Origin of the sequence: Streptococcus sp. HMSC064D12, assembly GCF_001837205.1 — a bacterium.
GTDB classification, from domain to species: Bacteria; Bacillota; Bacilli; order Lactobacillales; family Streptococcaceae; genus Streptococcus; species Streptococcus salivarius_D.
Map to the genome: position 1 here is coordinate 135753 of NZ_KV831751.1, position 23419 is coordinate 159171.

Annotated in this window: 23 protein-coding genes and 1 pseudogene; 2 read left to right on the forward strand and 22 right to left on the reverse strand. The window is 41.0% G+C overall.

Annotated features, from left to right (window positions below):
- Window positions 1-26 precede the first annotated feature (26 nt).
- The 10 genes and pseudogenes from gatB to HMPREF2697_RS06925 all read right to left on the reverse strand — a co-directional run bounded on the left by gatB (window position 27) and on the right by HMPREF2697_RS06925 (window position 10111).
- Complete coding sequence (gene gatB, locus HMPREF2697_RS06880; protein WP_003018306.1) at window positions 27-1469, reverse strand: Asp-tRNA(Asn)/Glu-tRNA(Gln) amidotransferase subunit GatB; 1443 nt, start codon at window positions 1467-1469, stop codon at window positions 27-29.
- Window positions 1469-2935 carry an Asp-tRNA(Asn)/Glu-tRNA(Gln) amidotransferase subunit GatA gene (gene gatA / locus HMPREF2697_RS06885; protein ID WP_064523870.1) on the reverse strand — a complete coding sequence of 489 codons (1467 nt, stop codon included), beginning with the start codon at window positions 2933-2935 and terminating at the stop codon, window positions 1469-1471. The genes gatB and gatA overlap by 1 nt, the downstream gene beginning before the upstream one ends.
- Window positions 2935-3237, reverse strand: coding sequence for an Asp-tRNA(Asn)/Glu-tRNA(Gln) amidotransferase subunit GatC (gene gatC / locus HMPREF2697_RS06890; RefSeq protein ID WP_002884769.1), 303 nt, complete (start codon window positions 3235-3237; stop codon window positions 2935-2937). Before gatC ends, gatA begins: the two co-directional genes overlap by 1 nt.
- A gap of 139 nt (window positions 3238-3376) precedes the next feature.
- Window positions 3377-3817 (reverse strand): annotated as a pseudogene (locus tag HMPREF2697_RS10175) (glycosyltransferase); the annotation flags it as partial.
- A gap of 20 nt (window positions 3818-3837) precedes the next feature.
- Window positions 3838-5277, reverse strand: coding sequence for a 6-phospho-beta-glucosidase (locus tag HMPREF2697_RS06900; protein ID WP_070850095.1), 1440 nt, complete (start codon window positions 5275-5277; stop codon window positions 3838-3840).
- Between the two features lie 145 nt (window positions 5278-5422).
- Entirely contained in the window at window positions 5423-6037 is a 615-nt protein-coding gene (locus tag HMPREF2697_RS06905) for a GyrI-like domain-containing protein (RefSeq protein ID WP_070850179.1), read from the reverse strand.
- Between the two features lie 62 nt (window positions 6038-6099).
- Window positions 6100-6999 (reverse strand): helix-turn-helix transcriptional regulator, encoded by a 900-nt coding sequence (locus HMPREF2697_RS06910; protein WP_013991093.1) that lies wholly within the window; start codon window positions 6997-6999, stop codon window positions 6100-6102.
- 227 nt (window positions 7000-7226) lie between these two features.
- A complete protein-coding gene (locus tag HMPREF2697_RS06915) occupies window positions 7227-7778 on the reverse strand; it encodes a cysteine hydrolase family protein (protein ID WP_004183314.1) in 552 nt (183 codons plus the stop codon).
- Between the two features lie 65 nt (window positions 7779-7843).
- Window positions 7844-8629, reverse strand: coding sequence for a GTP-sensing pleiotropic transcriptional regulator CodY (gene codY, locus HMPREF2697_RS06920; protein ID WP_045772004.1), 786 nt, complete (start codon window positions 8627-8629; stop codon window positions 7844-7846).
- 267 nt (window positions 8630-8896) lie between these two features.
- Window positions 8897-10111, reverse strand: coding sequence for a pyridoxal phosphate-dependent aminotransferase (locus HMPREF2697_RS06925; protein ID WP_070850097.1), 1215 nt, complete (start codon window positions 10109-10111; stop codon window positions 8897-8899).
- A 358-nt stretch (window positions 10112-10469) separates the two neighbouring features.
- Between HMPREF2697_RS06925 and HMPREF2697_RS06930 the strand changes: the two genes are divergently transcribed.
- Window positions 10470-10922 (forward strand): universal stress protein, encoded by a 453-nt coding sequence (locus HMPREF2697_RS06930; RefSeq protein ID WP_002891687.1) that lies wholly within the window; start codon window positions 10470-10472, stop codon window positions 10920-10922.
- A gap of 81 nt (window positions 10923-11003) precedes the next feature.
- Here HMPREF2697_RS06930 and HMPREF2697_RS06935 read toward each other — a convergent pair whose 3' ends face one another.
- From HMPREF2697_RS06935 to HMPREF2697_RS06950, 4 genes are all read right to left on the reverse strand, one after another.
- Window positions 11004-11756, reverse strand: coding sequence for a hypothetical protein (locus HMPREF2697_RS06935; RefSeq protein ID WP_070850099.1), 753 nt, complete (start codon window positions 11754-11756; stop codon window positions 11004-11006).
- A 69-nt stretch (window positions 11757-11825) separates the two neighbouring features.
- Window positions 11826-12626, reverse strand: coding sequence for a pyruvate formate-lyase-activating protein (pflA, locus tag HMPREF2697_RS06940; RefSeq protein ID WP_014632684.1), 801 nt, complete (start codon window positions 12624-12626; stop codon window positions 11826-11828).
- Window positions 12627-12812: 186 nt separating this feature from the next.
- Entirely contained in the window at window positions 12813-13535 is a 723-nt protein-coding gene (locus HMPREF2697_RS06945) for an LPXTG cell wall anchor domain-containing protein (protein WP_014632683.1), read from the reverse strand.
- Window positions 13536-13888: 353 nt separating this feature from the next.
- A complete protein-coding gene (locus HMPREF2697_RS06950; RefSeq protein WP_070850101.1) occupies window positions 13889-15220 on the reverse strand; it encodes a hemolysin family protein in 1332 nt (443 codons plus the stop codon).
- 110 nt (window positions 15221-15330) lie between these two features.
- Here HMPREF2697_RS06950 and HMPREF2697_RS06955 point away from each other — a divergent pair, with 110 nt between their 5' ends.
- The gene (locus HMPREF2697_RS06955; RefSeq protein WP_045769056.1) at window positions 15331-16113 is read left to right on the forward strand and encodes an ABC transporter ATP-binding protein; all 783 of its coding nucleotides are present in this window, start codon (window positions 15331-15333) and stop codon (window positions 16111-16113) included.
- Window positions 16114-16296: 183 nt separating this feature from the next.
- Here the strand turns inward: HMPREF2697_RS06955 and HMPREF2697_RS06960 are convergent, their stop codons facing one another.
- The 8 genes from HMPREF2697_RS06960 to trxB all read right to left on the reverse strand — a co-directional run bounded on the left by HMPREF2697_RS06960 (window position 16297) and on the right by trxB (window position 23411).
- Window positions 16297-18363, reverse strand: coding sequence for a cation:proton antiporter (locus tag HMPREF2697_RS06960; protein WP_070850103.1), 2067 nt, complete (start codon window positions 18361-18363; stop codon window positions 16297-16299).
- An 8-nt stretch (window positions 18364-18371) separates the two neighbouring features.
- Window positions 18372-18614 carry a hypothetical protein gene (locus HMPREF2697_RS06965; RefSeq protein WP_014634967.1) on the reverse strand — a complete coding sequence of 81 codons (243 nt, stop codon included), beginning with the start codon at window positions 18612-18614 and terminating at the stop codon, window positions 18372-18374.
- Window positions 18611-19159 (reverse strand): tRNA 5-(aminomethyl)-2-thiouridylate-methyltransferase MnmM, encoded by a 549-nt coding sequence (locus HMPREF2697_RS06970; protein WP_045772008.1) that lies wholly within the window; start codon window positions 19157-19159, stop codon window positions 18611-18613. The genes HMPREF2697_RS06965 and HMPREF2697_RS06970 overlap by 4 nt, the downstream gene beginning before the upstream one ends.
- Window positions 19156-20100 carry a tRNA modification radical SAM protein MnmL/YtqA gene (locus HMPREF2697_RS06975; RefSeq protein WP_004183328.1) on the reverse strand — a complete coding sequence of 315 codons (945 nt, stop codon included), beginning with the start codon at window positions 20098-20100 and terminating at the stop codon, window positions 19156-19158. Before HMPREF2697_RS06975 ends, HMPREF2697_RS06970 begins: the two co-directional genes overlap by 4 nt.
- 85 nt (window positions 20101-20185) lie before the next feature.
- The gene (locus HMPREF2697_RS06980) at window positions 20186-21262 is read right to left on the reverse strand and encodes a SepM family pheromone-processing serine protease (RefSeq protein ID WP_070850105.1); all 1077 of its coding nucleotides are present in this window, start codon (window positions 21260-21262) and stop codon (window positions 20186-20188) included.
- The gene (coaD, locus tag HMPREF2697_RS06985) at window positions 21240-21737 is read right to left on the reverse strand and encodes a pantetheine-phosphate adenylyltransferase (RefSeq protein WP_070850107.1); all 498 of its coding nucleotides are present in this window, start codon (window positions 21735-21737) and stop codon (window positions 21240-21242) included. Before coaD ends, HMPREF2697_RS06980 begins: the two co-directional genes overlap by 23 nt.
- Before the next feature lie 32 nt (window positions 21738-21769).
- Window positions 21770-22318 (reverse strand): 16S rRNA (guanine(966)-N(2))-methyltransferase RsmD, encoded by a 549-nt coding sequence (gene rsmD, locus HMPREF2697_RS06990; RefSeq protein WP_231910681.1) that lies wholly within the window; start codon window positions 22316-22318, stop codon window positions 21770-21772.
- A gap of 139 nt (window positions 22319-22457) precedes the next feature.
- On the reverse strand, window positions 22458-23411 hold the full coding sequence (gene trxB, locus HMPREF2697_RS06995; RefSeq protein WP_257375244.1) for a thioredoxin-disulfide reductase: 954 nt from the start codon (window positions 23409-23411) through the stop codon (window positions 22458-22460).
- Window positions 23412-23419: the final 8 nt, after the last annotated feature.

A 23419-nucleotide genomic window follows, 5' to 3' on the forward strand; every position in this document is an offset into this window, starting at 1 on the left:
CAACCTTTCGGCTGGTTCTTTATCTATTACTCTTCTTTCAATTTAGCCAATTCTTGAGCAAGTAACTTGAGGGCTACTTGTGGGTTGGCTTGGCCTTTGGTTGCTTTCATGAGGAAGCCTGTGAAGGCCTTGTCAGCGTTACGTTTTCCTGATTTGAAGTCAGCCACGGCTGCTTCATTATCTGCAAAGACTTGGTGGATGATTGGGATCAAGACTTCAGGGTCTGAAATCTGTACCAAACCAGCTTTTTCGACGTATTCACGCGCACCGCCACCGTTTTTCGCCAAGTGAACGAAGACTTTCTTGGCAATCTTAGATGAAATGGTTCCATCTTCGATGATGGCAATCATTTCGACCAAGTTTTCTGGTGTCAACTTGATTTCTTCAAGCGTTTTGCCTTCTGCGTTCAAGAATTGTGCGACTTCACCTTGGAGCCAGTTAGAGACTTGTTTAGCATCTCCGCCAAGGGCTACGGCTGCTTCAAAGAAGTCAGAAGTAACTTTCGTAGCTGTCAATTGGTTGGCATCATAGTCAGACAAGCCAAGTTCTGCCACATAGCGAGCACGACGGTCTTTTGGAAACTCTGGCAACTCTGTGCGCATTTCCTCAATCCACTCATCTGAGATTTCAAACAATGGAAGGTCTGGTTCTGGGAAGTAACGGTAATCCGCTGCTCCTTCTTTGACACGCATAAGGATAGTGCTCTTATTAGCTTCATCATAACGGCGTGTTTCTTGACGAATGACACCACCTGAACGCAAGATTTTCGCTTGGCGTTGCACTTCGTATTCAAGACCTTTACGGACGTTTGAGAAAGAGTTCAAGTTTTTCAACTCAGTCTTGGTACCAAATTCCTCTTGACCATATGGGCGAAGGGAAATGTTGGCATCTACACGCATAGATCCTTCTTCCATCTTGACGTCTGAAATACCAGTGTACTGGATAACTTCTTTCAAAGCTGTCAAATAAGCGTAGGCTTCTTCTGGAGAACGCATATCTGCTTCAGATACGATTTCAATCAATGGAACCCCCTGACGGTTAAGGTCTACGTAAGAGAATCCATCTGTTCCATGGGTGTTCTTACCGGCATCTTCTTCCAAATGGGCACGTTCAATCCCGATTTTCTTAGTTGAGCCGTCTTCCAATTGCACTTCAATCCAACCGTTATATCCGATTGGCTCGTCAAATTGCGAAATTTGGTAAGCCTTTGGATTATCAGGGTAGAAGTAGTTCTTACGGTCAAAGTGCATGTGCTGATGGATATCCATATTCAGCGCCAAAGCAGCCTTGATACCAGCGTCCACAACACCCTTGTTCAAGACAGGAAGCACACCTGGGAAAGACCAGTCAATCACATTAGTGTTGGCATTTTGCTCGTTCCCAAAGTGGGCAGAGGTTGGTGAGAAAATTTTTGAGTTTGTATTCAATTCAACGTGGACTTCAAGTCCGATGACTGTTTCAAAGTTCATTAATTGTCACCTCCGAAAATAAGGGGTTGTTGCTTGTGGTAATCCGTCGTTGCTTCAAAGGCAGCTGCAGCTTGGTAGATAGTTTCTTCAGAATACTTAGGACCAATCAACTGCAAACCAACGGGAAGACCTTGCGCAAAACCTGCAGGAATCGAAATCCCTGGAAGACCTGCCAAGTTGACCGGAATGGTCAAAAGGTCAGCCAAGTACATGGCAACCGGATCATGGTTGAGCGAATCCAAATCAAAGGCCACGCTTGGAGCTGTTGGACCAAGGATAAGGTCGTAATCCGCAAAGACTTTTTCGAAGTCTTGGATAATAAGGGTACGGACTTGACCAGCTTTCTTGTAGTAAGCATCGTAGTAACCAGATGACAAACTAAAGGTACCAAGCATGATACGGCGTTTGACCTCATCGCCAAAGCCTTGGCTACGAGTGTTCACGTAGATATCATCCAAGTTTTTAGCATCTTCTGCACGGAAACCATAGCGAATACCGTCGAAACGTTGCAAGTTTGAAGAAGCTTCAGATGAAGCAATGATGTAGTAAACAGCAACCCCGTATTTAGAGTGTGGAAGGCTAACTTCTTCGACAGTTGCTCCCAATTTTTCAAAGTGTTTAGCTGCGTTAAGGATGGTTTCTTTGACTTCTGGGTCAATCCCTTCACCGAGATATTCCTTAGGAAGGGCAATCTTCATGCCTTTAATGTCTTGACCAATCTTAGAAGTAAAGTCTGCTACACGAACAGGTGCAGAAGTTGAATCCTTGGCATCTTCGCTGGCAATGACATTAAGCAATTGGGCATTTTCCTTAACCGTTGGTGAGAAAGTACCAATTTGGTCAAGTGAGCTACCAAAGGCAATGAGACCAAAACGGGAAACCGTTCCATAAGTTGGTTTGAGACCAACAATCCCGTTAAAAGCAGCCGGTTGGCGGATGGAACCACCAGTATCTGAACCAAGAGACAAACGGACTTGACCTGAAGCGACAGAAGCTGCTGAACCACTAGAAGATCCACCAGGCACCTTGCTGTGGTCCCAAGCGTTTTTAGTCGCGCCATAGTAAGATGTTTCACCAGATCCACCCATGGCAAACTCATCCATGTTGGTCTTCCCGATGACAATCATATCTTTGGCTTTGGCATTGGCAACAGCTGTCGCATCAAAGATTGGCTCGTAGTTATAGAGCATTTTTGAAGCCGCAGTTGTCAAAATGCCATCTGTTGAGATATTATCTTTGACAGCGAGTGGGATCCCTGACAAGAGGTTGTCTGCATCGATTCCTTTTTCATCAATGGCCTTAGCTTGCGCAAGGGCAGCTTCTTCGGCCACCGTTACAAAGGCATTGACGGCTTCTTCACGCGCCTTGATATCATCAAGCGTCGCTTGTGTCAATTCCGTTGCTGAAATTTCCTTAGAGACAAGGAGGTCGTGCAACTCTTCAATGGTTTTATTGTTGAATGACATTAGGCATCTCCTCCATCTTCTAGGATAGCTGGTACCTTGATGTAATAGTTATCTTTTTCAGGTACATTTTTAAACAAGCGGTCACGGTCAGTCCCTTTTTCAGCAACATCCGGACGCAATACGGTCTTGCGGTCAGCCATGGTCGTTGTTGGGGCAACACCTGTTGTGTCCACTTCTTCCAACAATTCCACCATGTCGACAATTTTAGACAAGGTTGTCGCAAACTCAGCTGTCTCTTCTGGAGAGAATTTCAATTTTGAAAGATTGGCAACGTGGGTTACCTCTTCTTGCGTAATTTTCATCTTGCTTCCTTTCGTGAAATGATGATTTTTCAATACCTTCTATTTTACCATAATTTAGCCTATTTTGCTTGGAGGATAAAAAAACTGTAGTAACTTTTTTGTCACTACAGTTTCCAGAGATAGGGCTTTTTTAAAACACTTATCGTATTGCTATCAAGAGCTTTCTCCAAGCTTCTAGAATTTCAGGTTTCAAATACTGTTTTGCCAGGTCGTATGAGGCTTGGTGCATAGACTCAAGATTACTCTCTAAGGCAAATACAATTTTATCCGCCATCTGAGAAACAAGCAGGTCCTCATCCATAGTCTCGCTATAAGTAACCAGATAGCCATTCTCACCGTCTTTGATGAAGGTTGGATTGCCATAACGGGCATCAAAACCAACCAGGGCTAAACCTGCTCCTACCGCTTCCATCAGAGTCAAACCAAAGGTCTCCCACTGAGAGGTGGTGACGTAAAGTTCATACTGTGGGTAGACGTCACGCAAATCCGCATGTCCTCTAAGTTTGATATAATCATTCGCCCCTAGAGTATCAATTAGATCTTGTAGATTCTCTTGCTCCCCACCTTTACCGTAGATGTCATTAGTCGAGAACTCATAGACTATTCTACAGAGGCACCGTTACTTGCGATAACTTCTTTATACCAATTAAATGATTTCTTCTTAGAGCGTTTAAGGCTACCATTACCATCGTTGTCACGGTCCACATAGATGAAGCCATAACGTTTCTTCATTTCACCAGTTCCAGCAGAAACAAGGTCGATACAACCCCATGTTGTGTAGCCCCAAAGCTCTACACCATCTTCATTGATAGCATCACGCATGGCCTTGATATGGGCTGCCAAGTAGTCGATACGATAATCATCTTCGACATAACCATTTTCATCTGGTGTATCCACAGCACCGAGACCATTTTCAACAATAAACATCGGTTTTTGGTAACGATCCCAAATGGCGTTAAGGGTAATACGAAGACCTAGTGGGTCAATTTGCCAGCCCCACTCTGAAGCTTCCAAATATGGATTTTTAATAGAGGCAAAGATATTTCCAGCGGTCTTTTCATTAACTTCTGGATCACCTGAAGCCACACGACTTGCATAGTAAGAGAAAGAAATAAAATCAACAGTATGCTCTTTAAGAAGGGCCAAATCTTCTTCAATCATCTCAATCTCAATGCCATCACGTTCCCACTGCTTCTTAGCATAATTTGGATACTCTCCACGAGCCTGAACATCAATAAAGAAATAGCTACTACGATCTTCTTGCATGGCTGCCCAGTAGTCACGTGGGTGGGCTGTATTTGGATAATATTGACCTGCTGCCAACATACAACCAACCTTATTTTCAGGGTCAATCTCATGGGCCAACTTCGTCGCCATAGCTGAAGCTACCAACTCATGGTGAGCTGCTTGGTATTTAACCTGCTCCTCATTCTCACCCTCTTCAAAGCAGAGTCCTGCTCCCATAAATGGTGCATGGAGAATCATATTGATTTCATTGAATGTGAGCCAGTACTTAACCAAACCTTTATAACGTGTGAAAAGGGTACGGCAAAGATTTTCATAGAAACCAAGCATCTTACGGTTACGCCAGCCACCATACTCGGTAATCAAGTGCATGGGACAATCAAAGTGTGTGATTGTCACCAAAGGTTCAATACCATACTTATGACATTCCTTGAAGAGGTCCTCATAAAAGGCAAGCCCAGCTTCATTGGGCTCAGCCTCATCCCCCTTAGGAAAAATACGTGACCAAGCAATAGAAAGACGATAGGTCTTAAAGCCCATTTCACCAAAGAGAGCAATATCTTCCTTGTAACGATGGTACATGTCGATACTTTCCTTAGCTGGATAGAAATAGCCATCCTCAAAATCAAACATCTTACGACGTCCAGTGATAATTGAAAGACGATCCTCACCAATTGGCACCACGTCAACATTGGCTAAACCACGTCCATCAGCATCATAGGCACCCTCACATTGGTTGGCCGCTGTAGCACCACCCCACAAAAATCCGTCAGGAAAAGTCATTTTTTTAGTCATTGTTCTACCTCTTATGATTCAAGATTATTTCAGTAATAGTATATACTAATATGGAATCGTTTTCTTATAGTAAACTACGAAAAACTGATACTATCCTATGATTGTAGACAAAAAACGAGAGTAGACTTATCGTGATAAGACTCTTCTATTTTACTAAATATCTTAAGATTGTTTTTTGTTTATCTTCCGATGTTCTATTTTTATTGCTTAGATATATTTCTCTATGGAAATCACCTATTCTTGTTAGAGCAAGCTTCCTAGTAAAATCATCCATCTGTTCAAATGTTCTAGGCTCATTATCATAACTGCCAATATGTAACATCTGAACAGCTTTTCCCCCTTCTATTTCCCTAAAACTTATTTCTTCATACAAGACATTAGGTTTTTTCTTTTTCACACTCTCCATTGCAGTTGTAAACATCTCTTGTGTAATAAAATCTGGCTGCTTAATCATTAATGTGTATTCTAATTTACTTTTATCAAGCACTGTTTGATTTAATTTTTTCCAAAGGCCCTCTAATGGATATACTGTAAAATCTGTGATATCAACACTACTATTACTTTTCATTGCATTTTTGTACATCATCTTAATAGAGTAGGCCAGTGAGTACAGTGCTGTTATTCTGTTTGAAAAATCCGCTTCATTCGGATTACCATTCCCATCTATCGAAATAAATTTTTGTTTTGGTACTTCTACAAGAATAGGCATTTGTTTTACACTGTATAGACTTTTTTCTTCTTTTCTCCATTCGTATTTCATCATATAATCCTCCCTTTCTTTTGGTCAATTACATTATACTGGACAATACTTGACACCATTTGTCATGTTTTATATTTTTCTGTCATTTTTGTTATCATTTCTTTAATTTGAGCCCTAACTTCTTCAGGCTCTAAAACTTCTACACTATCTCCGAAAGAAAGAAGGTAATAGTATAGATTGTAATCATCTACTATTTCTAATTCAGTATATAGATTTCCGTCATCATCTTCCATAACCTCACTGCTTAATTCATCATATACTCGAAAAGCAACTTTGCGGTCGAATTTGACTTTTATACGCCTGACATTATCATGTGGTATTTCTTTTTTCAGTATTACATTTTCAAAGCTATCATCAAACTTTTCATCATGAACTTCTATATTCTTCATTCTAGACAACTTAAAACATCTAAAATCATTTCTAAGTAAACAAAAGGCATATAGGTACCAGTCCTGACTCTTGAAAAGTAATCTCACAGGTTTAACCCTTCTGTTTGTCTCTTTTTCATTACTACTAAAATATGCGAATGAGATAATCTTTTTACTTAAGATTGCTGATTTTATATCATTGAATGTTCTTTCATACATCTTATTGTTTTGCCAATTATTAAAATCAACTTCGATCCAACTAGTGTTTTTTATTTTAAAAAGTGCTGATAGTTTTGTTAATAGTTCATTCTCATGCTGTATTGTTGTATGTTCCAATCCTTGAAGAGCTGACAAAATCTGTTGTTTCTCATTCTCAGAAAGTAGTGATTTACTAAGGACAAAGTCCTCAGCAATTTCTATTCCACCACCTCTTCCTCGCAAAGCATAGATGGGAATACCAGAGCTACTCATAGAATCAATATCTCGGTAGATAGTTCTTACTGACACCTCAAATTTATCTGCAAGTTCGCTTGCCGTAACTTTACCTTTTTCTAAAATATAATACAGTAATCTAAATAGCCTATTATCTTTCATAGTATTAACATCTCCTATATTTATTATACTGCAATAACATGACACAAATTGTCATATTATAAAATGTTTCGCCTATTTTCTCTCCTAACTACTGTTTTATTCAATAAACTATATTTCTTTCACTAAGTTTAGCCCCATCAAAAAACACCATATAAAATGGTGCTTCAGAATGAAGACGAGGTGTCACAATGAGACTTTACCGTCAAAAAAAGAGTAAGAACTAACTCTTACTCCACAATAGTTGCTCCAAGCACATTTTTAAAATGCCCGATAGCAAAGTCATGAGCTTCAGGCGTCAAGGAGGCTGTTGCACTTGCTACAACCTCGATATCATAACCTAAATTATAGGCATCAATGGCTGTATGTAGGACACAAATATCTGTTAAAACTCCTGTCAAAACAACTGTCGTCACACGACGCTCACGCAAACGAATATCTAAATCCGTTCCCGAAAAGGCTGAGTAGTGTCGCTTATCCATCCAAAAGACACGATTATCATCCTTAATAGCATCATATACACCAGCTAACTTACCATAAAGTTCTCGCCCAGACGTCCCTGCAATATTGTGCGGTGGAAAGAGCTTGGTTTCAGGATGGAAGGTATCTCCTTCATCATGTCGGTCCATAGCAACGAAGATATAGTCCCCATTGTCATAGGCTTCTTGAGTTACCTGAGCAATGCGATCTTCAATGGCTTGGGCAGGCTTTCCAGCCGTCAACTTCCCATCATCTGCCACAAAATCATAAGAGTAATCAATTGATATCAATGCCTTTGTCATAATACTTTCTCCTTTAAAAAAAGTGGGGCAGGCTCCTCCTACCTCACTTTCTTTCAGTATTCTTCTTATTCGTATTCTTTCAATTTATCGTAGATACCTTCGTTAAGGACTTTAAGATAAGTCCCTTTCATACCGAGTGAACGGCTCTCAATAATACCAGCTGATTCCAACTTACGAAGGGCATTAACGATAACTGAACGTGTAATTCCAATACGGTCAGCGATAACAGACGCTGTCAAGCGACCTTCCAAACCGTCCAACTCATTCAAGATAGCTGAAACTGCCTTGATTTCTGAGTAAGACAAGGTATTAATAGCCATGTTAATAGCTGTTTGTTTACGAATTGTTTCTTCCAAGTTCTCTGTTTGAAGGTTCAACAACTGCAACCCAACTACTGTAGAGGCAATTTCAACCAAGATAAGATCTTCATCTACAAAGTCATGATCGTTACGCCAAATGATGAAAGAACCAAGACGCATACCACCACCATAGATAGGTGCAATTGTAGTCAAACCATCTGGGAAGTCATCTTTTGACTCCACAGGGAAAATGGTCAAGTCACTGTCAATACCAATGTTTTCTTGAGTGTCATAAACACGGCTGATACCACGTGTGTATTCTTCTGGAAGTTGTTTGGCTTCAAAAAACTCTTCCACACGATCAGTGTTGGTTTTGTACTTCATGGCAAAACCAAGAAGAGCACCACCACCATTAACGATAGCAGCGTTACAATCAATGATATCCGCCAATTGAGCAGCCATGTTGTTGTATGGAAGATCTCCTTCCAAGCTATCTACTGAGCGTTGCAAGATAGATGTAATTTTACGTGTTTTAGCCAGCAAATTTGCCATATTTATTGTCTTCACTTTCTATTGTAATCATAATAATATCAAGCCTTGTACTAATCTTCTGCGTCAAGACCTACTAGCCCTATCATTATAGCACACTTAACCTAGAAATTGCAAACAATTGTCTGAAAATTATTTATTATTCTACTATTCATTATATTAAGTATATTATGGTATTTTTAGGAAAAATGTTCGGATTTTGCTCAAATATGTCCCCTTTTTAGAGACAATAAAAACTGGACAAGCCATTTTGTCCAGTTTTTCAAGAAATTAACGCTTGTAATATGACAAGACTCGTTCGATTTTGTTACCGAGATCAGCCAACTCTTCCACACGAGGAAGGTAGACAATACGGAAGTGATCTGGTTCATTCCAGTTAAAGCCTTTACCTGGAACTAGGAGAACCTTCTCCTTCTTCAAGAGACGAAGACAGAATTCTTCATCATCTTCAATATCATACATGTTACGGTCAATCTTAGGGAAGATGTAAAGACCTGCATCTGGCTTAACAGCTGAAAGCCCTGGAATAGCGTTTACGGTATTCGTGATAAACTCACGTTGTTCATAGATACGCCCACCAGGGATCAAGAGTTCATCCACGGATTGGTAACCACCAAGTGAAGTCTGAATAACGTGCTGAGAGAGCACATTAGCACAAAGACGCATGTTGGCCAACATATTAAGCCCTTCAATATAACCTTTGACATTCTTTTTAGGTCCAGAGAGAACCATCCAACCTACACGGAAACCACAAATGCGGTGAGACTTAGAAAGACCATTCATAGACACACAGAAGACATCTGGTGCAAGGCTAGCAATCGCAGTATGCTTTTTACCATCCATAACCAAGCGGTCATAAATCTCATCCGCAAAGATAATCAAATCATTTTGTCGAGCAATATCCACAATCTGTTCAAGGACATCCTTAGGATAGAGTGAACCTGTAGGATTATTAGGATTGATGACTACAATTGCCTTAGTATTTGACGTAATCTTTGATTTGATATCATCAATATCTGGATACCAGTTAGATTTTTCATCACAGACATAGTGTACAGCATTACCACCTGCTAGACTGACGCAGGCTGTCCAAAGAGGATAGTCAGGCATTGGGACCAAGACCTCATCTCCATCATCAAGCAAGGCCTGCATAGACATGGAAATCATTTCTGAAACACCATTACCAATATAAATATCATCAATATCTACATTTGGGAATCCCTTTAGCTGGCAATACTGCATAATCGCCTTACGAGCTGAGAAAATCCCCTTACTATCTGAATACCCTTCACTGTTACGAACATTCATAATTAAATCACGAATGACTTCATCCGGTGCTGTAAAGCCAAATTCCGCAGGATTTCCCGTATTAAGACGAAGAATCTTTTCACCTTTAGCAATCATACGGTTGGCTTCATCCAAAACTGGTCCACGAATATCATAGGCAACGTGATCCAACTTTGATGATTTATCAAATGTTTTCATAAGTTAATCCTTTCAAAAGATACTAAAAGTAGATACATCTAGCAGAAAATAAGAAAATTCAACACCTGATGGGGATTTCCACTTTTATTGACACCAACTTTAGGCTTGGCCACTTGGTATCATTTCTGAAGACTTGTCTTCCTCTTTTTAATTATCATGTTTCTTACGAAGCTAATAACAGATTGTATTATACCTCTTTTTCAAGCAATCTTCAATTTTTAGATAATACTGAAATCTTCACATTACTAAGAGCATCCTAAAGTAAGCAGTCAAAAAAAGATTTCAGAAAATCTATAACAACGCTTTCATTTTTTAGATTAAAGGAGTATAATAAAGCTAAAGATAGGAGGTAGAGCTTATGTCTCAACAATATGAACGTATTATGGTAGCTATCGACGGTTCTTACGAATCAGAACTGGCCTTTATTAAAGGTGTGCACGTTGCAAAACGTAATAATGCTCAGTTACTATTGGTACACGTTATCGATACACGCGCCCTTCAAAGCGTTGCGACTTTCGACTCTTACATCTATGAAAAACTAGAAGACGAAGCTAAAGCTGTTTTGGCTGACTTTGAACGCCAAGCCAGAGAAGCTGGTTTAACCAAGATTCGCAAAGTTATTGAGTTCGGTAACCCTAAGAGCCTCTTGGCTGTTGATATCCCTGATAAGGAAAATGTTGACCTTATTATGGTTGGTGCCACAGGTCTCAATACTTTTGAACGCTTGCTTATTGGTTCATCTTCTGAATACATTCTCCGTCACGCAAAAGTTGACTTGCTCATTGTTCGTGACTCTGAAAAAACACTTTAGTCACCTCTCACAAAAGCACCTCTGGTGCTTTTCTCATATGAAAAAGAACCGAGATCCTAACTCTCAGTTCTTTTTTCTGTTCTATTTTTCAGACTTTGCTGATTCAGACATCACTTCTGACTCTGAAGTTGACTGGATTTCTTCTACCAAATCTTCACTAGCAAATTGACTTGAAGCACTTGCTTGCTCCAAAGCAAGGCTAGTTGAAAGGCTCTCACGTTCTGCTTCCTGACTAAGGCTAGCTTCAACAATCATGAGTTCCTTTTGACGTTCTGTTTCACGAAGATATTCACGTTCTTCAAGTTCTTCCTGACGACGTCTCTCCTGCTCACGTCTTTGAGCTTTTTGACGCTCACGCTTAGCATGACGTTTTTGTGTCTCATCAATCAAGACCTTCGTATTGTCTTTAATATGCATCCACTTAACAAGACGAACTAGAAGTCTCCATAGGAAGACAATAATTGACTCTGCAAAGAGAAGAATCTCAACCAGAATAACTCCCAACAAGCTCCAAGCCATGAAGAGTGTAATCAATAATTGCGTGAAGATCTTCTTCAAGTCACCCAAATGATTATTGTGAATATTAAGGGTTTCAAGGAAAAGATCTAAAATCCCTTGCAAGAGGTGTGATTTAACAGATTTGTCTCCCTCTAGGCTCAAGTCCGTCTGGACTTCTGCCGGAGTAACAACTGTCAAGTCCCCATCTTGGTAGACATCAATACGATCTCCTAATTTTATATCAAAATCAAAAAGCGTGCGATCTATTTTCTTAAGTCGCCCGTCAGGATGACTGAGATAAACAAAGTCATCATCAAATTTTAAAATACGAAACATAATTTACCTGCTCTTTATTGCTCCCTAAATAATAGCAAAGTTAAAAAGCCCTTGTCAAGAGCTTCTTTTTCAATCCAAGGTTTTCACACCGATACGATTTTTATACTCTTGATACGTTTCAGTGTGCATGAGAGCTTTAGCATTTTTGACCCGATCTGCAGTTGGTGGTTTAACCCCTTCCAAAGGATATGGGATACCGAGCTCACGCCATTTGAACTCACCCATTGTATGATAGGGAAGAATTTCAAATTTATCGACATTTTTCAAGGTCTTTACAAACTCACCAAGCTTAATCAAGTGATCGTCAAAGTCTGTCAAACCAGGTACCAAGACATGGCGAATCCAGACTGGAACTTGTTTGTCAGATAGATATTGAGCAAATTCCAAAATATTCTTATTAGGTTGACGGGTCACAAACTTGTGTTGTTCGGGGTCAATCTCTTTGATGTCAAGTAGGACCAAGTCAGTCACAGCCAAAAGTTTGTCAACAACTTCATGATACTCAGGAGTATTGCGGTACGCAAACCCACAAGTATCAAGCGTACAGTGAATCCCTAGCTTCTTAGCCTCTGTAAAGAGGGCAGTGACAAAATCAATCTGAAGCATGGCCTCACCACCTGATACAGTGATACCACCATGCTCACCCCAGAAATGACGGAAACGAAGAGCCTCATCTAAGACATCTTCAACTGTACGTTCAACAGCCTTATTTGACTCCATAGCCCAAGTATCTGGGTTATGACAATATTGGCAACGCATCTTACAGCCTTGCATGAAAACAATAAAACGGATACCAGGACCATCTACGGATCCAAAACTTTCGGTTGAATGAACAAGTCCAGTCACCTGACTGTAATCAATTTCTGCCATGGCAGCCTCCTTGAAAACGCTTTTTACATGTTTTTATTATACCTCTTTTATCAGAAACATGCTCCATATCTGCCTGAATTCAGGCAAAGGTTATACTATAATACATCTGAAATTAAGGAATATCTATACTATACCAGAAGAAAAACAAAAAAACTGGAAAAATCCAGTCTTTTATCATCTATATTATTAGGCACGTTTCTTAAGCCCCAAAAAGGCTGCAGCAGCAAGGAAGAATGTTCCTGCCATTGTCAAGATTACTGTTGATGCTTCACCAGTCTTAGGAAGTGTAACTTCCTTACCTTTAGCATCTTTACCAGTCAATGTACCGTCAGCGTTCACTTTGAATCCTACTGTTTCAGGAGCGACAACACTTGTTGTACCATCAGTGTTAGCGATAACAATTTGGCTATTTTGTGTAGACACAATTGTTTGGCCAGCTGCAGTGATAACTGGAGCTGTTGGTGTTACAGTAACAACAGGTTGTCCATTAACATTCACCGCTGGAGTTTCAGAGTTTTGAGGTGCTTCGCTTGTCCCTTTATCAGTTGCTGAAGCTGGGTCTTCTGGCTTATCGGCTGGTTTTGTTGATGAATCAGCTGTTGGAGCCGGTGTCGCAGGTGCTTCTGGAGTTGCTGGTGTTGTTGGCTCAGCTGGTACTTCAGGAACTGTAGGTGTTGGTGTTGTTGGCGTTGCCACACCTGTGTTTGAATCATTGCTACGAGCCAAGTCACCATCACTTGGGGCTGTTGAAGGACCAGTTGTTGCACGATCTGTCGTTGGTTGTGTAAGAACAGCATCATTTGTCGCAATACCATCATCCGCAAAAGAGGTTACTGGTACAAAAGCTCCTAGGGTAAGGGTGAGTAAAAGCAAGCTACTATATATAGATATAGATTTTTTAGAAGCCATTAAGATTCTCCTTTTTTCATTTATCAGTTAACCTACATTCTACCATAAAAAAGTAATAAAAGACTGCTTTAATTAAAATCTTATTTATTTTTATTCTAAATCTTTCAACACGCTGAAATATGTTAGAATACCTTCAAAATTATCGTTATTTTTCTGACAAATTCTAACACTTTTGATAGGTTAAAAAGGCTTTATGACGTATTTTATAGACGTTTTCTAATCTTATTATTTTGATAAACTGATATTCCAAGATAGATAAGAAAAAGCACTTTCACTCATAATGAGAGAAAGTGCCTAATTAGTAAATAGTCGCTTTTAAGTTCCAATATTTTCTAATAAAAACATGTAGAGAACTATTCTTCTGCCTCTTCTGGAGCTGCCGTGATGATTACCTTAAGTTTGGTTACACGACCATCCTTAACCTTATCATTGATAAATTCAAGGTGTTTGTCCTTGTTGATAACTGAATAGTGTTCCTTGACTTCTTGAGTAGGAATGGCTCCCACACCAGTCAAATAATAACCTGCGATAGTATCAACGTCATCACTCTCAAGTTCTGTATCAAAATGTTCATTGAAGTCGTTAAGAGTCATAGCACCCTCGACAATATAGGTATTCTCGCCAATTTCACGAACTTCAATACTAGATTTATCTGTTTCGTCGTCAATCTCACCAACGATTTCTTCCAAAAGATCCTCGAAGGTAACAAGACCAGCAACCCCACCGTATTCATCAAGCAAAATAGCCATCTGATTATTGGTGTTACGAAAGGCCGCCAAGAGATCATTAACGAAGATAGTCTCTGGAACAAAGAGAGGTTCATTCATAATTCGACGAAGTTTGATATTTTCGAAACCAAGTTCGAAACCTGCTTTTAGAAGGTTTTTGGTATGAACGACACCGATAATCTTATCCTTGTCGTCTTCGTAAACAGGAATACGAGAGAAACTTTCCTTGAGAATAGCTTGGATATTTTCTTGAGTATTGTCTTCAATATCAATCATGAAGGCATCTGTACGAGGGACCATAACCTCACGTGCCATCAATTCGTCAAGAGAGAATACCCCTTGGAGCATTTCAATTTCTTCAGCCTCAAGTGTATCCTCACTCTTAGTCAACATGTATTCAATCTCATCACGTGTCATCTGCTCATCTGCATCATCAAAGGTCACAGGTGTCAAACGAGACAAAAGATTGGTTGACGCCGAAAGAATCCAAACAAAGGGACTAACAATCTTACCTGTAACAATAATGACAGGAGCTGAGTAGATGGCTAGATTTTCCTTAAGGTTCATAGCGATACGTTTTGGATAAAGTTCCCCAAAAACGATAGAGATATAGGTCAAGACAACCAAAGAAATCATGCTACCTGCTGTCTTAGCCCAAGCCACATGACCAAACCAAGTCGCTATCACTGCACCTAGTGATGCAGAGAGACTGGCCCCTTGTAAGAGGCTAATAAAGGTAATACCAACTTGGATAGTTGATAGGAAGTTGTTTGGATTTTCAAGAACCTTGAGCAGGCGGATAAATTTCTTATCGCCTTCTTCTGCCTTTTGCTCCACACGTGAGCGGTTAAGTGATACAAGAGCCATCTCAGATGCTGAGAAAAAGGCTGTAAGCAAGGTTAAAATTAGTAGTAAAATAGATTGAAATAATAAGGACTGACCACTAGAGTCTTCCATTTTTTCTTCTCCTCTAAAAAAAATTCTGACTTTCATTATACCATAATTTCCCAATAAAGGCGTCTATTTTATGCTATAATTAGGGTAATTTATCATCAAAGGAGAGACTTATGTCACTTATACGATTAGAAAATGTCAGCTTGGTCCGCCAAGGAAAAACACTTTTATCTGACCTTAACTGGACAGTTGAAAAAGGACAAACCTGGGCTATCCTAGGACTTAACGGTGCTGGAAAATCAACCCTCTTACGTTTGTTGACAGCTGAATTTTTCCCTTCTGAAGGGAAGGCTGAGATACTAGGCTACACCTTTGGTAATGGAGACATCACAGGTCTTCGTCAACACATCGGTATCGTCAGTTCCTTTATCACTGAGCGTCTACCTCAACATATGACTGCTGAAAAAATCGTCCTTACCGGTAAGTACAAGAGCTCAATCCTCTACAAAGCCTATGGAGACAAAGAGCTACAAGAAGCCAAGGATATGCTAACTTCACTTGGTGCTGGAGATTTGATTGGTCGTAAATACCATGGCCTCTCTCAAGGGGAAAAGCAAATCTGTTTGATTGCTCGTAGTCTGATGGAAGATCCCGACATCATCATCCTTGACGAAGCAACTGTGGGCTTGGATCTCTTTGCCCGCGAAAAGCTCTTACGTCAGATTGACCGTATCACCTCGCTTCCTCACGCACCACTGGTCCTTTATGTCACCCACCATGCTGAAGAAATCACTGAAAAAATGGATCACATCCTCCTACTCCGTCAAGGAAAAATCGTGGCACAGGGACCCAAGAATGATATCATCACACCGGAAGTTTTAGCTGACTTCTACCAAAATCCTGTTCAAATTATTCCAATTGATGACCATCGTTTTTACATTAACCCTCTTCTATAAAAATCGCTCAAAGAAACAAGTCCCCTAGACATTATCTGGGGGACTTGTTCTTTTATCACTACTCCTCTTTTATTTTAGATACACCATACAAAATTAAGGCTGGAACGATAAGCTGTTCTATAAAAACATATGAAAAAGAAGCCAAAATCTTTCTTGGCTTCTTTTTGTGATAACATTCATTGCTTAAGCTCGACCTCGAGCCAGATTAATCATATCATAGGTTAACGTGTTGCTAGTTTCTTTGAGAGAGTAATCCTCCAAAGTATTGACTTCCTTACGAAGCTGCTTAGCATAACGGCTAGAGATAAGTTCAGCCTGCTCGTACTCGTTGATAACCTTACGTTCCAAATAGTAGCCTCGCAACATTTCATCAATATTGTCTGGATGAAGGTGGGTGATAACCCGCTCAACAAAGGCACCTGATTGAATAATCTCAGCCTCTTGAAGGCGACTGCGTTTCAGATAAGACAAGAGATCTGAGTGATAAACACCTTCCAGATTACTCAAGGCTTCCAAAATCTGCTCAGTATTTGTCAAATAGAGCTCAGTCATATGGTCGCGGTTTTCTTCCGTCAACCTAGGACCTCTTCTAGTTTCATCCTGATCAATACGAAACTTGAAAGTAAGAGCTAAGTGTAACAATCTACGAAGGCCACGCACAAATACAGCTAGGGCGTAAGAAAGGCTAGAGACAAAACCACGGTTGATACGACGTTCCAAGCCCTTGATATAACGTTGGTAGAGATTGTATTCAAGTTCTGAAATCTTCCCCTTCTTGTAGGCGTATTCCAGACCTTTACTCTCAATTTCCATAATCATTACCCGGATATTGGCCAACTCTTCTTTGACATCATTTGATTCCTGCTCCAAGATTAAATCTTCCAAGCGTTGATTATAGTTGTCAATAGTAGCATAGACAGCCCCTTGATTGGTAGACTGTTTTAGATCTTTTTCCAATTCTCCGACCACATCATTAAGAATGGCAATCTGCATATAATGGTTGGTCGTATGCGCTGGACCAGTGGCTAGCTTAGGTAGGACTAAAATCCCTGTTAAGAAGCTCAGCAAGGTCACACCCGCTACCGTAAAGAGTAAAAGACTATGTTCCAGAGCAGTCATATTGGCAACCGGAAGCAAAAGGATGGTTGCAATGGAAACCGTTCCTTTAACACCTGAAAAGGTTAACAGAGTAGCACCCTTCCAGATTTTTTTTAGTGATCGTTTGGCCCTCCAAGCTCTTTGGGCAAATACCGCACTAATCATAACAAAGCGAATTCCAAACATGGTCGCTGTTAAAAGGACGATAGCAAGCAGCATCCAGAGATTATCGTAGGTACTGCTACGCAGCACTGGCGTTGCTAGAGTTGGAAGTTCTGTCCCCAAGAGGAAAAATACCATGCCATTAAGCATAAAGGTAATGGTTCCCCAAATCGTATGGGAAACGTTATCCAGCTTGGCATCAAAAACGGTGATTTTTTTAAAGCGACTGGCAAGCGAAATCCCTGCTACGACAACAGCAATAATTCCAGAAGCATGAATTTCCTCGGCTACAAAGTAAGAGGAGATTGGTAGTACCAGCTCTAGTAAGAGAGCACCTGTGACATCTGCAGCATCCATATTGTCCAAAATGGTTAAAAAGAGACGATTAAATAAGGCTGTAATCAAGCCAACTAAAAAACCACCAAGCACAGAAATAACCAAATTCCAGCTCGCACCAAGGAGGGAAAAAGCACCTGTTGTCAAGGCAGTCACTGCCACCTGAAAGGCGACCAAGCCAGAGGCATCGTTCAGAAGACCCTCACCCTGCAAAATATAGCTAATCCACTTTGGGAAACTGAAGCGTTTGGAAATAGCCGAATAGGCAACCAAATCCGTTGGCCCAAGGGCGGCACCAATGGCTAGACAGGCAGATAAGGGGACCGAAGCAGGCAAGACGGCCTTAGCAAGATAACCGATTCCCAAGGAAGACACAAAGATAACTGGAAAAATCAAAAATAAAATAAGTTTCCAGTTACGTAGAATACTAGTGATATCACTTTCTTCACCTTCACGAAACAGCAAGGGAGCAATAATGAAAGCTAGGAAAAGTTCTGTTTCAAGCTCGAAAGCGCGTCCCTTAAAAAGTAAACCAATACCAACCCCAAAAATAATTTGAATCAAAGGTAGGGGAAGACGCGGAAAGACACGATTGATAACGTTCGATAAAATCAAGCTAAAAAGAAGAACAAGCAAAGCTAATGATAAATGCATAGCTCCTCCTACCCTTCCTTATGACAACAGTTTGAGAATAGTTCTTTTTGCTTACTAATTTTTTTATCAATGGCAGTGACATCTTCTTTGGCCAAAAGTTTATGGCAACGTTCAACCTCAAGACTAGCTAACTTTTTCTTAATTTTAGCCGTTTTACGATTATCAACCTTTTTTAAAGTATCCTCGGCACTTTGCTTGTCTATATATTTGGCCTGCATATCTGCAAGCTTTTCTTTAATATCTGTAATCATTGTAATTTCTCCAACATCACCAAAAATGGTGGGGTATTAATTTGATTAAGGGGTTGGTAAAGCATAGCTGTAAAATCACGCTGGTCCAAACCGATAACGTACTCAAGCACAGCATCCTTCTCCATATCGCCACCATCATGACCATAGTAAATCATAATAGCTAAACGACCACCCACCTCTAGACGGTCAAGAATTTTCTCAATGGCCTCAAGAGTCGTGTGGGGCTTAGTAATAACACTCTTATCTGCAGATGGCAGATAGCCCAGATTGAAAATAGCTGCACGAATAGGTTCCGTGACATAACGGTCCAGATTTTCATGACCATCTAAAATGAGTTCCGCATTTTCAATTGCCAAGTCCGACAAGCGTTGACGAGTCTTTTCGAGCGCCTGCTCCTGCACGTCAAAGGCATAAACCTTCTTGGCAAGGCCAGCTAGAAAGGCTGTGTCATTGCCGTTTCCCATGGTTGCATCGACAGCAACACTCTCATCATCCAGCACTTGAGCTAGAAAGTCATGAGACAGATGAATTGGTCGTTTAATCATGCTTTTTCCTCCTTCTCGTTAGCTACTTTGCACCCTTGCCATGAGTCACGACGTTCCATCTCTTTGTCAATGGCATTGAGGACTTCCCATTTGTTGAGACTCCACATAGGACCAATCAACATATCTCTCGGCGCATCACCAGTGATTCGATGAATGACGATATCCTCAGGGATGATTTCCAACTGGTCACAGATGATTGACACATACTCTTCCTGACTCAGCAATTTAAGACGCCCCTCGTGGTAGTCCCTTTGCATACGCGTATTGGTCATCAAGTGGAGGAGGTGGAGTTTAATCCCCTGAATGTCATTGTCCGTCACACAACGGCGAACATTTTCCACCATCATCTCGTGGGTTTCCCCTGGTAGCCCATTAATCAGATGCGATACAATCTCAGCCTTTGGCGCACGCTCACGCACACGCTTAACCGTCTCCACATAGAGATCATAGCTGTGTGCTCGGTTAATGAGCTCTGACGTTTCTTCATAAGTCGTTTGCAAGCCAAGTTCGACGGTCACATGCATACGTTCTGTGAGTTCTGCCAGATAATCAATCACATCGTCTGGCAAACAGTCTGGGCGGGTACCGATATTGATGCCAACAACACCAGGCTCATTGATAGCCTGTTCGTAGCGTTCCTTGATAACTTCAAGCGGTGCGTGGGTATTGGTAAAATTTTGAAAATAAACCAGATATTTCTGAACTTCTGGCCACTTGCGGTGCATGAAGTCAATCTCATGGTAAAACTGCTCACGAATCGGTGCCTCAGGTGCTACAATAGCATCCCCAGACCCCGATACCGTACAAAAGGTACAGCCACCGTGGGCCACTGTGCCATCACGGTTGGGACAATCAAAACCCGCATCTATTGGTAGTTTGAAAATCTTTTCGCCAAAAATTTCACGATAGTAATCATTGACTGTTCTATAACGTTTTTTCATAAAGACTATTATAACACTTTGACCTAAAAAAGAGAGTAAGACTCAGACAAAAATCATGGATTTCTGCCTGTCTTACTCTCGCTTCTTATTTAGTCTTTTTCAAATAATCAATGGCTTCTTGAGCTGTTTTAACAGGGACAATTTTCATCTTGGTTCCCAGTTTCTTGGCAGCTTCCTTGGCCTCTTGATAGTTAGTTTTGGCATCCGGATCAGCCTTTTTCATTTCCTTAGTTACTGGATTATTTGGCACGAAGAAAATGTCTGCACCACTATCAGCCGCTGATTTCACCTTGAGGTAGGCACCACCGATATCACCGACCGAACCATCCTTTTCAATGGTTCCTGTTCCAGCAATCTTACGACCAGCCTTGAGGTCTTGACCAGACACCTGATCGTAAATAGCTAGAGTAAACATAAGACCCGCACTTGGTCCACCGACACCATCAAGTTTAAACTTCACATTTTCAGGACTCTTGACCTCGGTATGATCCGTCAAACCGATACCAATACCGTTTTTACCATTGGCAATCTTGATAATCTTACCAGTAGCAGTCTTTTCTTTATCATCTGTCGTATAAGTGACCTTGACTTTTGAACCCAGCTTAAGTCCTTGAACATATTTAATCAAGTCAGCAGAATTATCAAAAGACTTGCCATTGACAGCCGTCACCGTATCCGCAATATTGAGGACACCCTTAAAGCTAGAATCGTCAGCCACCTGAAGCACATAAACACCCATATACTCCAAGCTAGCCTCCTTACCAGCCAGAGTCAAGCCCTGATAAATCGCTTGGTTTTGGGAAGTCTCCATGTAAAATTGGTTGATACGCATGAAATCTTCATCAGAGTAATTCCCAGTTGCCTCTTCAGCTGTTTGAAGCTTTGCAAAATCATTAAGCTGAGCATAGAGCATGAGGGCCAAAGTCGCCTTGGTTTGAGCCACCGCCACAAAATTGTAGGACCCTTTTGAATCATCAGCTTTCTTATCTACAGTCAAGACTTCCTTGGTATCAAAAGCACCACCCGGAAGCTCAACATAATAATTATTTAGCGGGAAAAAGAGGGCAAATAGGAGGAAAAGTATCGTAAAAATACTTAACAACCACCACTTAATCCGCCAAATTTTCCCTAATAGTGATTTAGATTCGTTCTTGTTTGCCACGCTTGGCCTCCACTTCCTTAACAACTGCTTGAGGAACATAAGAACTAATGTCTCCCTCAAAATAAATCAACTCACGCACACGACTTGAAGAGACTGGTGTCACCTCATGACTAGCAATCAAATAAACCGTTTCAATTTCAGGGGCCAACCCCTTATTGAAATAATCCATATTAGCCTCATAGTCGAAATCTGTCGCATTACGAAGGCCTCGAACCAAATAAGTCACCCCAAGATCTCTGGCGATATCAACAGCCAAACTATCGTGAGTCGTTATAACTTTCACATTGGGAAAATCTGCCACGACCTCTTCCAAGATACGCTTGCGAGTCTCAATGTCCCAGAAGCCCTGCTTATTTTTATTATAAAAAAGACCTATATAAAGCTCATCGAAGAGCTTGCTGGCTCTGGCAATAATATCCACATGCCCATTGGTAATCGGATCAAAAGACCCCGTAAACATAGCAAACTTTGTCATAGCATCCCTTTCTACAACTTCCCTATCAAAGGCTAACGCACGTAAACAGTTACCTTACTGATACCATAGGTTTTCTGCTTCCAAATCCCGAAGTTTGAAATTTCTTCAGGTAGATCCACAGCCTTATCCGTCTCACAAACCAACATCACCTCCTCAGCTAAGAGCCCTTGCTCCTCTAACTGAGTAATATTGGCCACAATCTGCTCTTTGGCATAAGGCGGATCTAGAAGCACCAAGTCAAACTTTCCTGTCAATTGTGTCAGCGCACGCGCCGCATCCATCTTCAAAAGCTGGAACTGTTTCTCACTCTTTGTCATCTTAATATTTTCCTGGATAACAGCCTGTGCCCGACGATCCTTTTCCACGAGGACAGCAGACGACATACCACGACTGATAGCCTCAATAGCCAGACTACCACTTCCAGAAAAAAGATCCAAAACACGCCCTCCATCAAAGAAAGGACCAATCATATTGAAAATGGCACCCTTGACCTTGTCCGTTGTTGGACGAGTCGTTTTGCCTTCTAACGTTTTAAGCGGACGTCCGCCAAATTCACCTGCTACAACACGCAAGTCGGTCACCTCGTTTTTACTGATTTTTAGTAAGACTCTTCTATTATAACAAAAAACACGCATAGATGTTGGTCCCAAGGGGACTAGACAAGCTAAATCCCCCCAAGAGAACACAAAAAACTCGAGAAGCTCCCGAGTTTCCATTATTTTACTTATCACCAAGTGCAGTCACGTAGTTGTAAGTCTCGATACCAGCTGTGGCACCGTCCCCTACGGCTGTTGTAATTTGGCGAAGGTCTTTCTGACGGACATCCCCAATGGCAAAGATACCTGGAATACTTGTCGCCATCTTATCATCTGTAATTACCCAACCGTCTTGGTCAGTGATGTCGAGACCTGTCAAGTAATCTGAAACAGGATCAAGTCCCACATAAACGAAGACACCGCCAAATTCGTGGTTAGTCACCTCACCAGTTTTGACATTCTTGATATCAACACTGCGAACCTTGATGTCATCGCCCTTGATTTCTTCAACGACTGAATCCCAGATAAACTTGACTTTTTCATTGGCGAAGGCACGGTCTTGAAGAACCTTTTGAGCACGCAATTCATCACGACGGTGAACAATGGTCACGCTATTGGCAAAGCGTGTCAAATAAATTCCTTCTTCAACGGCAGAGTCTCCACCACCAACAACCAAGAGGTCTTGATTACGGAAGAAGGCACCATCACAGACCGCACAGTAGGAAACCCCACGGCTGTTGTACTCTTCTTCACCAGCAACACCAATGTGGCGGTGTTTAGCACCCGTCGCAATGATCACTGTCTTGGTTTGGTACTCCTCATCACCAGTTTTGACAACCTTATAGTCACCCTTGTCTTCGATACCAGACACGATACCATAAAGATTTTCAACGCCCAATTTTTCCAAGGGTTCGAACATCTTCATTGACAATTCTGGACCAGAAATACTTTCAAAACCAGGGTAATTTTCAATATCAGACGTGTTATTCATCTGTCCACCAGGAGCACCTTGCTCCAAAGTTGCCACTTTAAGGTTGGCACGTGCTGCATAGAGTGCTGCAGTCATCCCCGCAGGACCAGCTCCAATAACAATTGTATCGTACATGAGTAACTCCTTATATGATTTTCTTGTAGAGATATCTTACA

Excerpts from the sequence above, each read along its gene's own strand:
- gatB (WP_003018306.1), bottom strand. The coding sequence starts at position 1,469 with ATGAACTTTGAAACAGTCATCGGACTTGAAGTCCACGTTGAATTGAAT.
- gatA (WP_064523870.1), bottom strand. The coding sequence starts at position 2,935 with ATGTCATTCAACAATAAAACCATTGAAGAGTTGCACGACCTCCTTGTC.
- gatC (WP_002884769.1), bottom strand. The coding sequence starts at position 3,237 with ATGAAAATTACGCAAGAAGAGGTAACCCACGTTGCCAATCTTTCAAAA.
- HMPREF2697_RS06900 (WP_070850095.1), bottom strand. The coding sequence starts at position 5,277 with ATGACTAAAAAAATGACTTTTCCTGACGGATTTTTGTGGGGTGGTGCT.
- HMPREF2697_RS06905 (WP_070850179.1), bottom strand. The coding sequence starts at position 6,037 with ATGAAATACGAATGGAGAAAAGAAGAAAAAAGTCTATACAGTGTAAAA.
- HMPREF2697_RS06910 (WP_013991093.1), bottom strand. The coding sequence starts at position 6,999 with ATGAAAGATAATAGGCTATTTAGATTACTGTATTATATTTTAGAAAAA.
- HMPREF2697_RS06915 (WP_004183314.1), bottom strand. The coding sequence starts at position 7,778 with ATGACAAAGGCATTGATATCAATTGATTACTCTTATGATTTTGTGGCA.
- codY (WP_045772004.1), bottom strand. The coding sequence starts at position 8,629 with ATGGCAAATTTGCTGGCTAAAACACGTAAAATTACATCTATCTTGCAA.
- HMPREF2697_RS06925 (WP_070850097.1), bottom strand. The coding sequence starts at position 10,111 with ATGAAAACATTTGATAAATCATCAAAGTTGGATCACGTTGCCTATGAT.
- HMPREF2697_RS06930 (WP_002891687.1), top strand. The coding sequence starts at position 10,470 with ATGTCTCAACAATATGAACGTATTATGGTAGCTATCGACGGTTCTTAC.
- HMPREF2697_RS06935 (WP_070850099.1), bottom strand. The coding sequence starts at position 11,756 with ATGTTTCGTATTTTAAAATTTGATGATGACTTTGTTTATCTCAGTCAT.
- pflA (WP_014632684.1), bottom strand. The coding sequence starts at position 12,626 with ATGGCAGAAATTGATTACAGTCAGGTGACTGGACTTGTTCATTCAACC.
- HMPREF2697_RS06945 (WP_014632683.1), bottom strand. The coding sequence starts at position 13,535 with ATGGCTTCTAAAAAATCTATATCTATATATAGTAGCTTGCTTTTACTC.
- HMPREF2697_RS06950 (WP_070850101.1), bottom strand. The coding sequence starts at position 15,220 with ATGGAAGACTCTAGTGGTCAGTCCTTATTATTTCAATCTATTTTACTA.
- HMPREF2697_RS06955 (WP_045769056.1), top strand. The coding sequence starts at position 15,331 with ATGTCACTTATACGATTAGAAAATGTCAGCTTGGTCCGCCAAGGAAAA.
- HMPREF2697_RS06960 (WP_070850103.1), bottom strand. The coding sequence starts at position 18,363 with ATGCATTTATCATTAGCTTTGCTTGTTCTTCTTTTTAGCTTGATTTTA.
- HMPREF2697_RS06965 (WP_014634967.1), bottom strand. The coding sequence starts at position 18,614 with ATGATTACAGATATTAAAGAAAAGCTTGCAGATATGCAGGCCAAATAT.
- HMPREF2697_RS06970 (WP_045772008.1), bottom strand. The coding sequence starts at position 19,159 with ATGATTAAACGACCAATTCATCTGTCTCATGACTTTCTAGCTCAAGTG.
- HMPREF2697_RS06975 (WP_004183328.1), bottom strand. The coding sequence starts at position 20,100 with ATGAAAAAACGTTATAGAACAGTCAATGATTACTATCGTGAAATTTTT.
- coaD (WP_070850107.1), bottom strand. The coding sequence starts at position 21,737 with ATGACAAAGTTTGCTATGTTTACGGGGTCTTTTGATCCGATTACCAAT.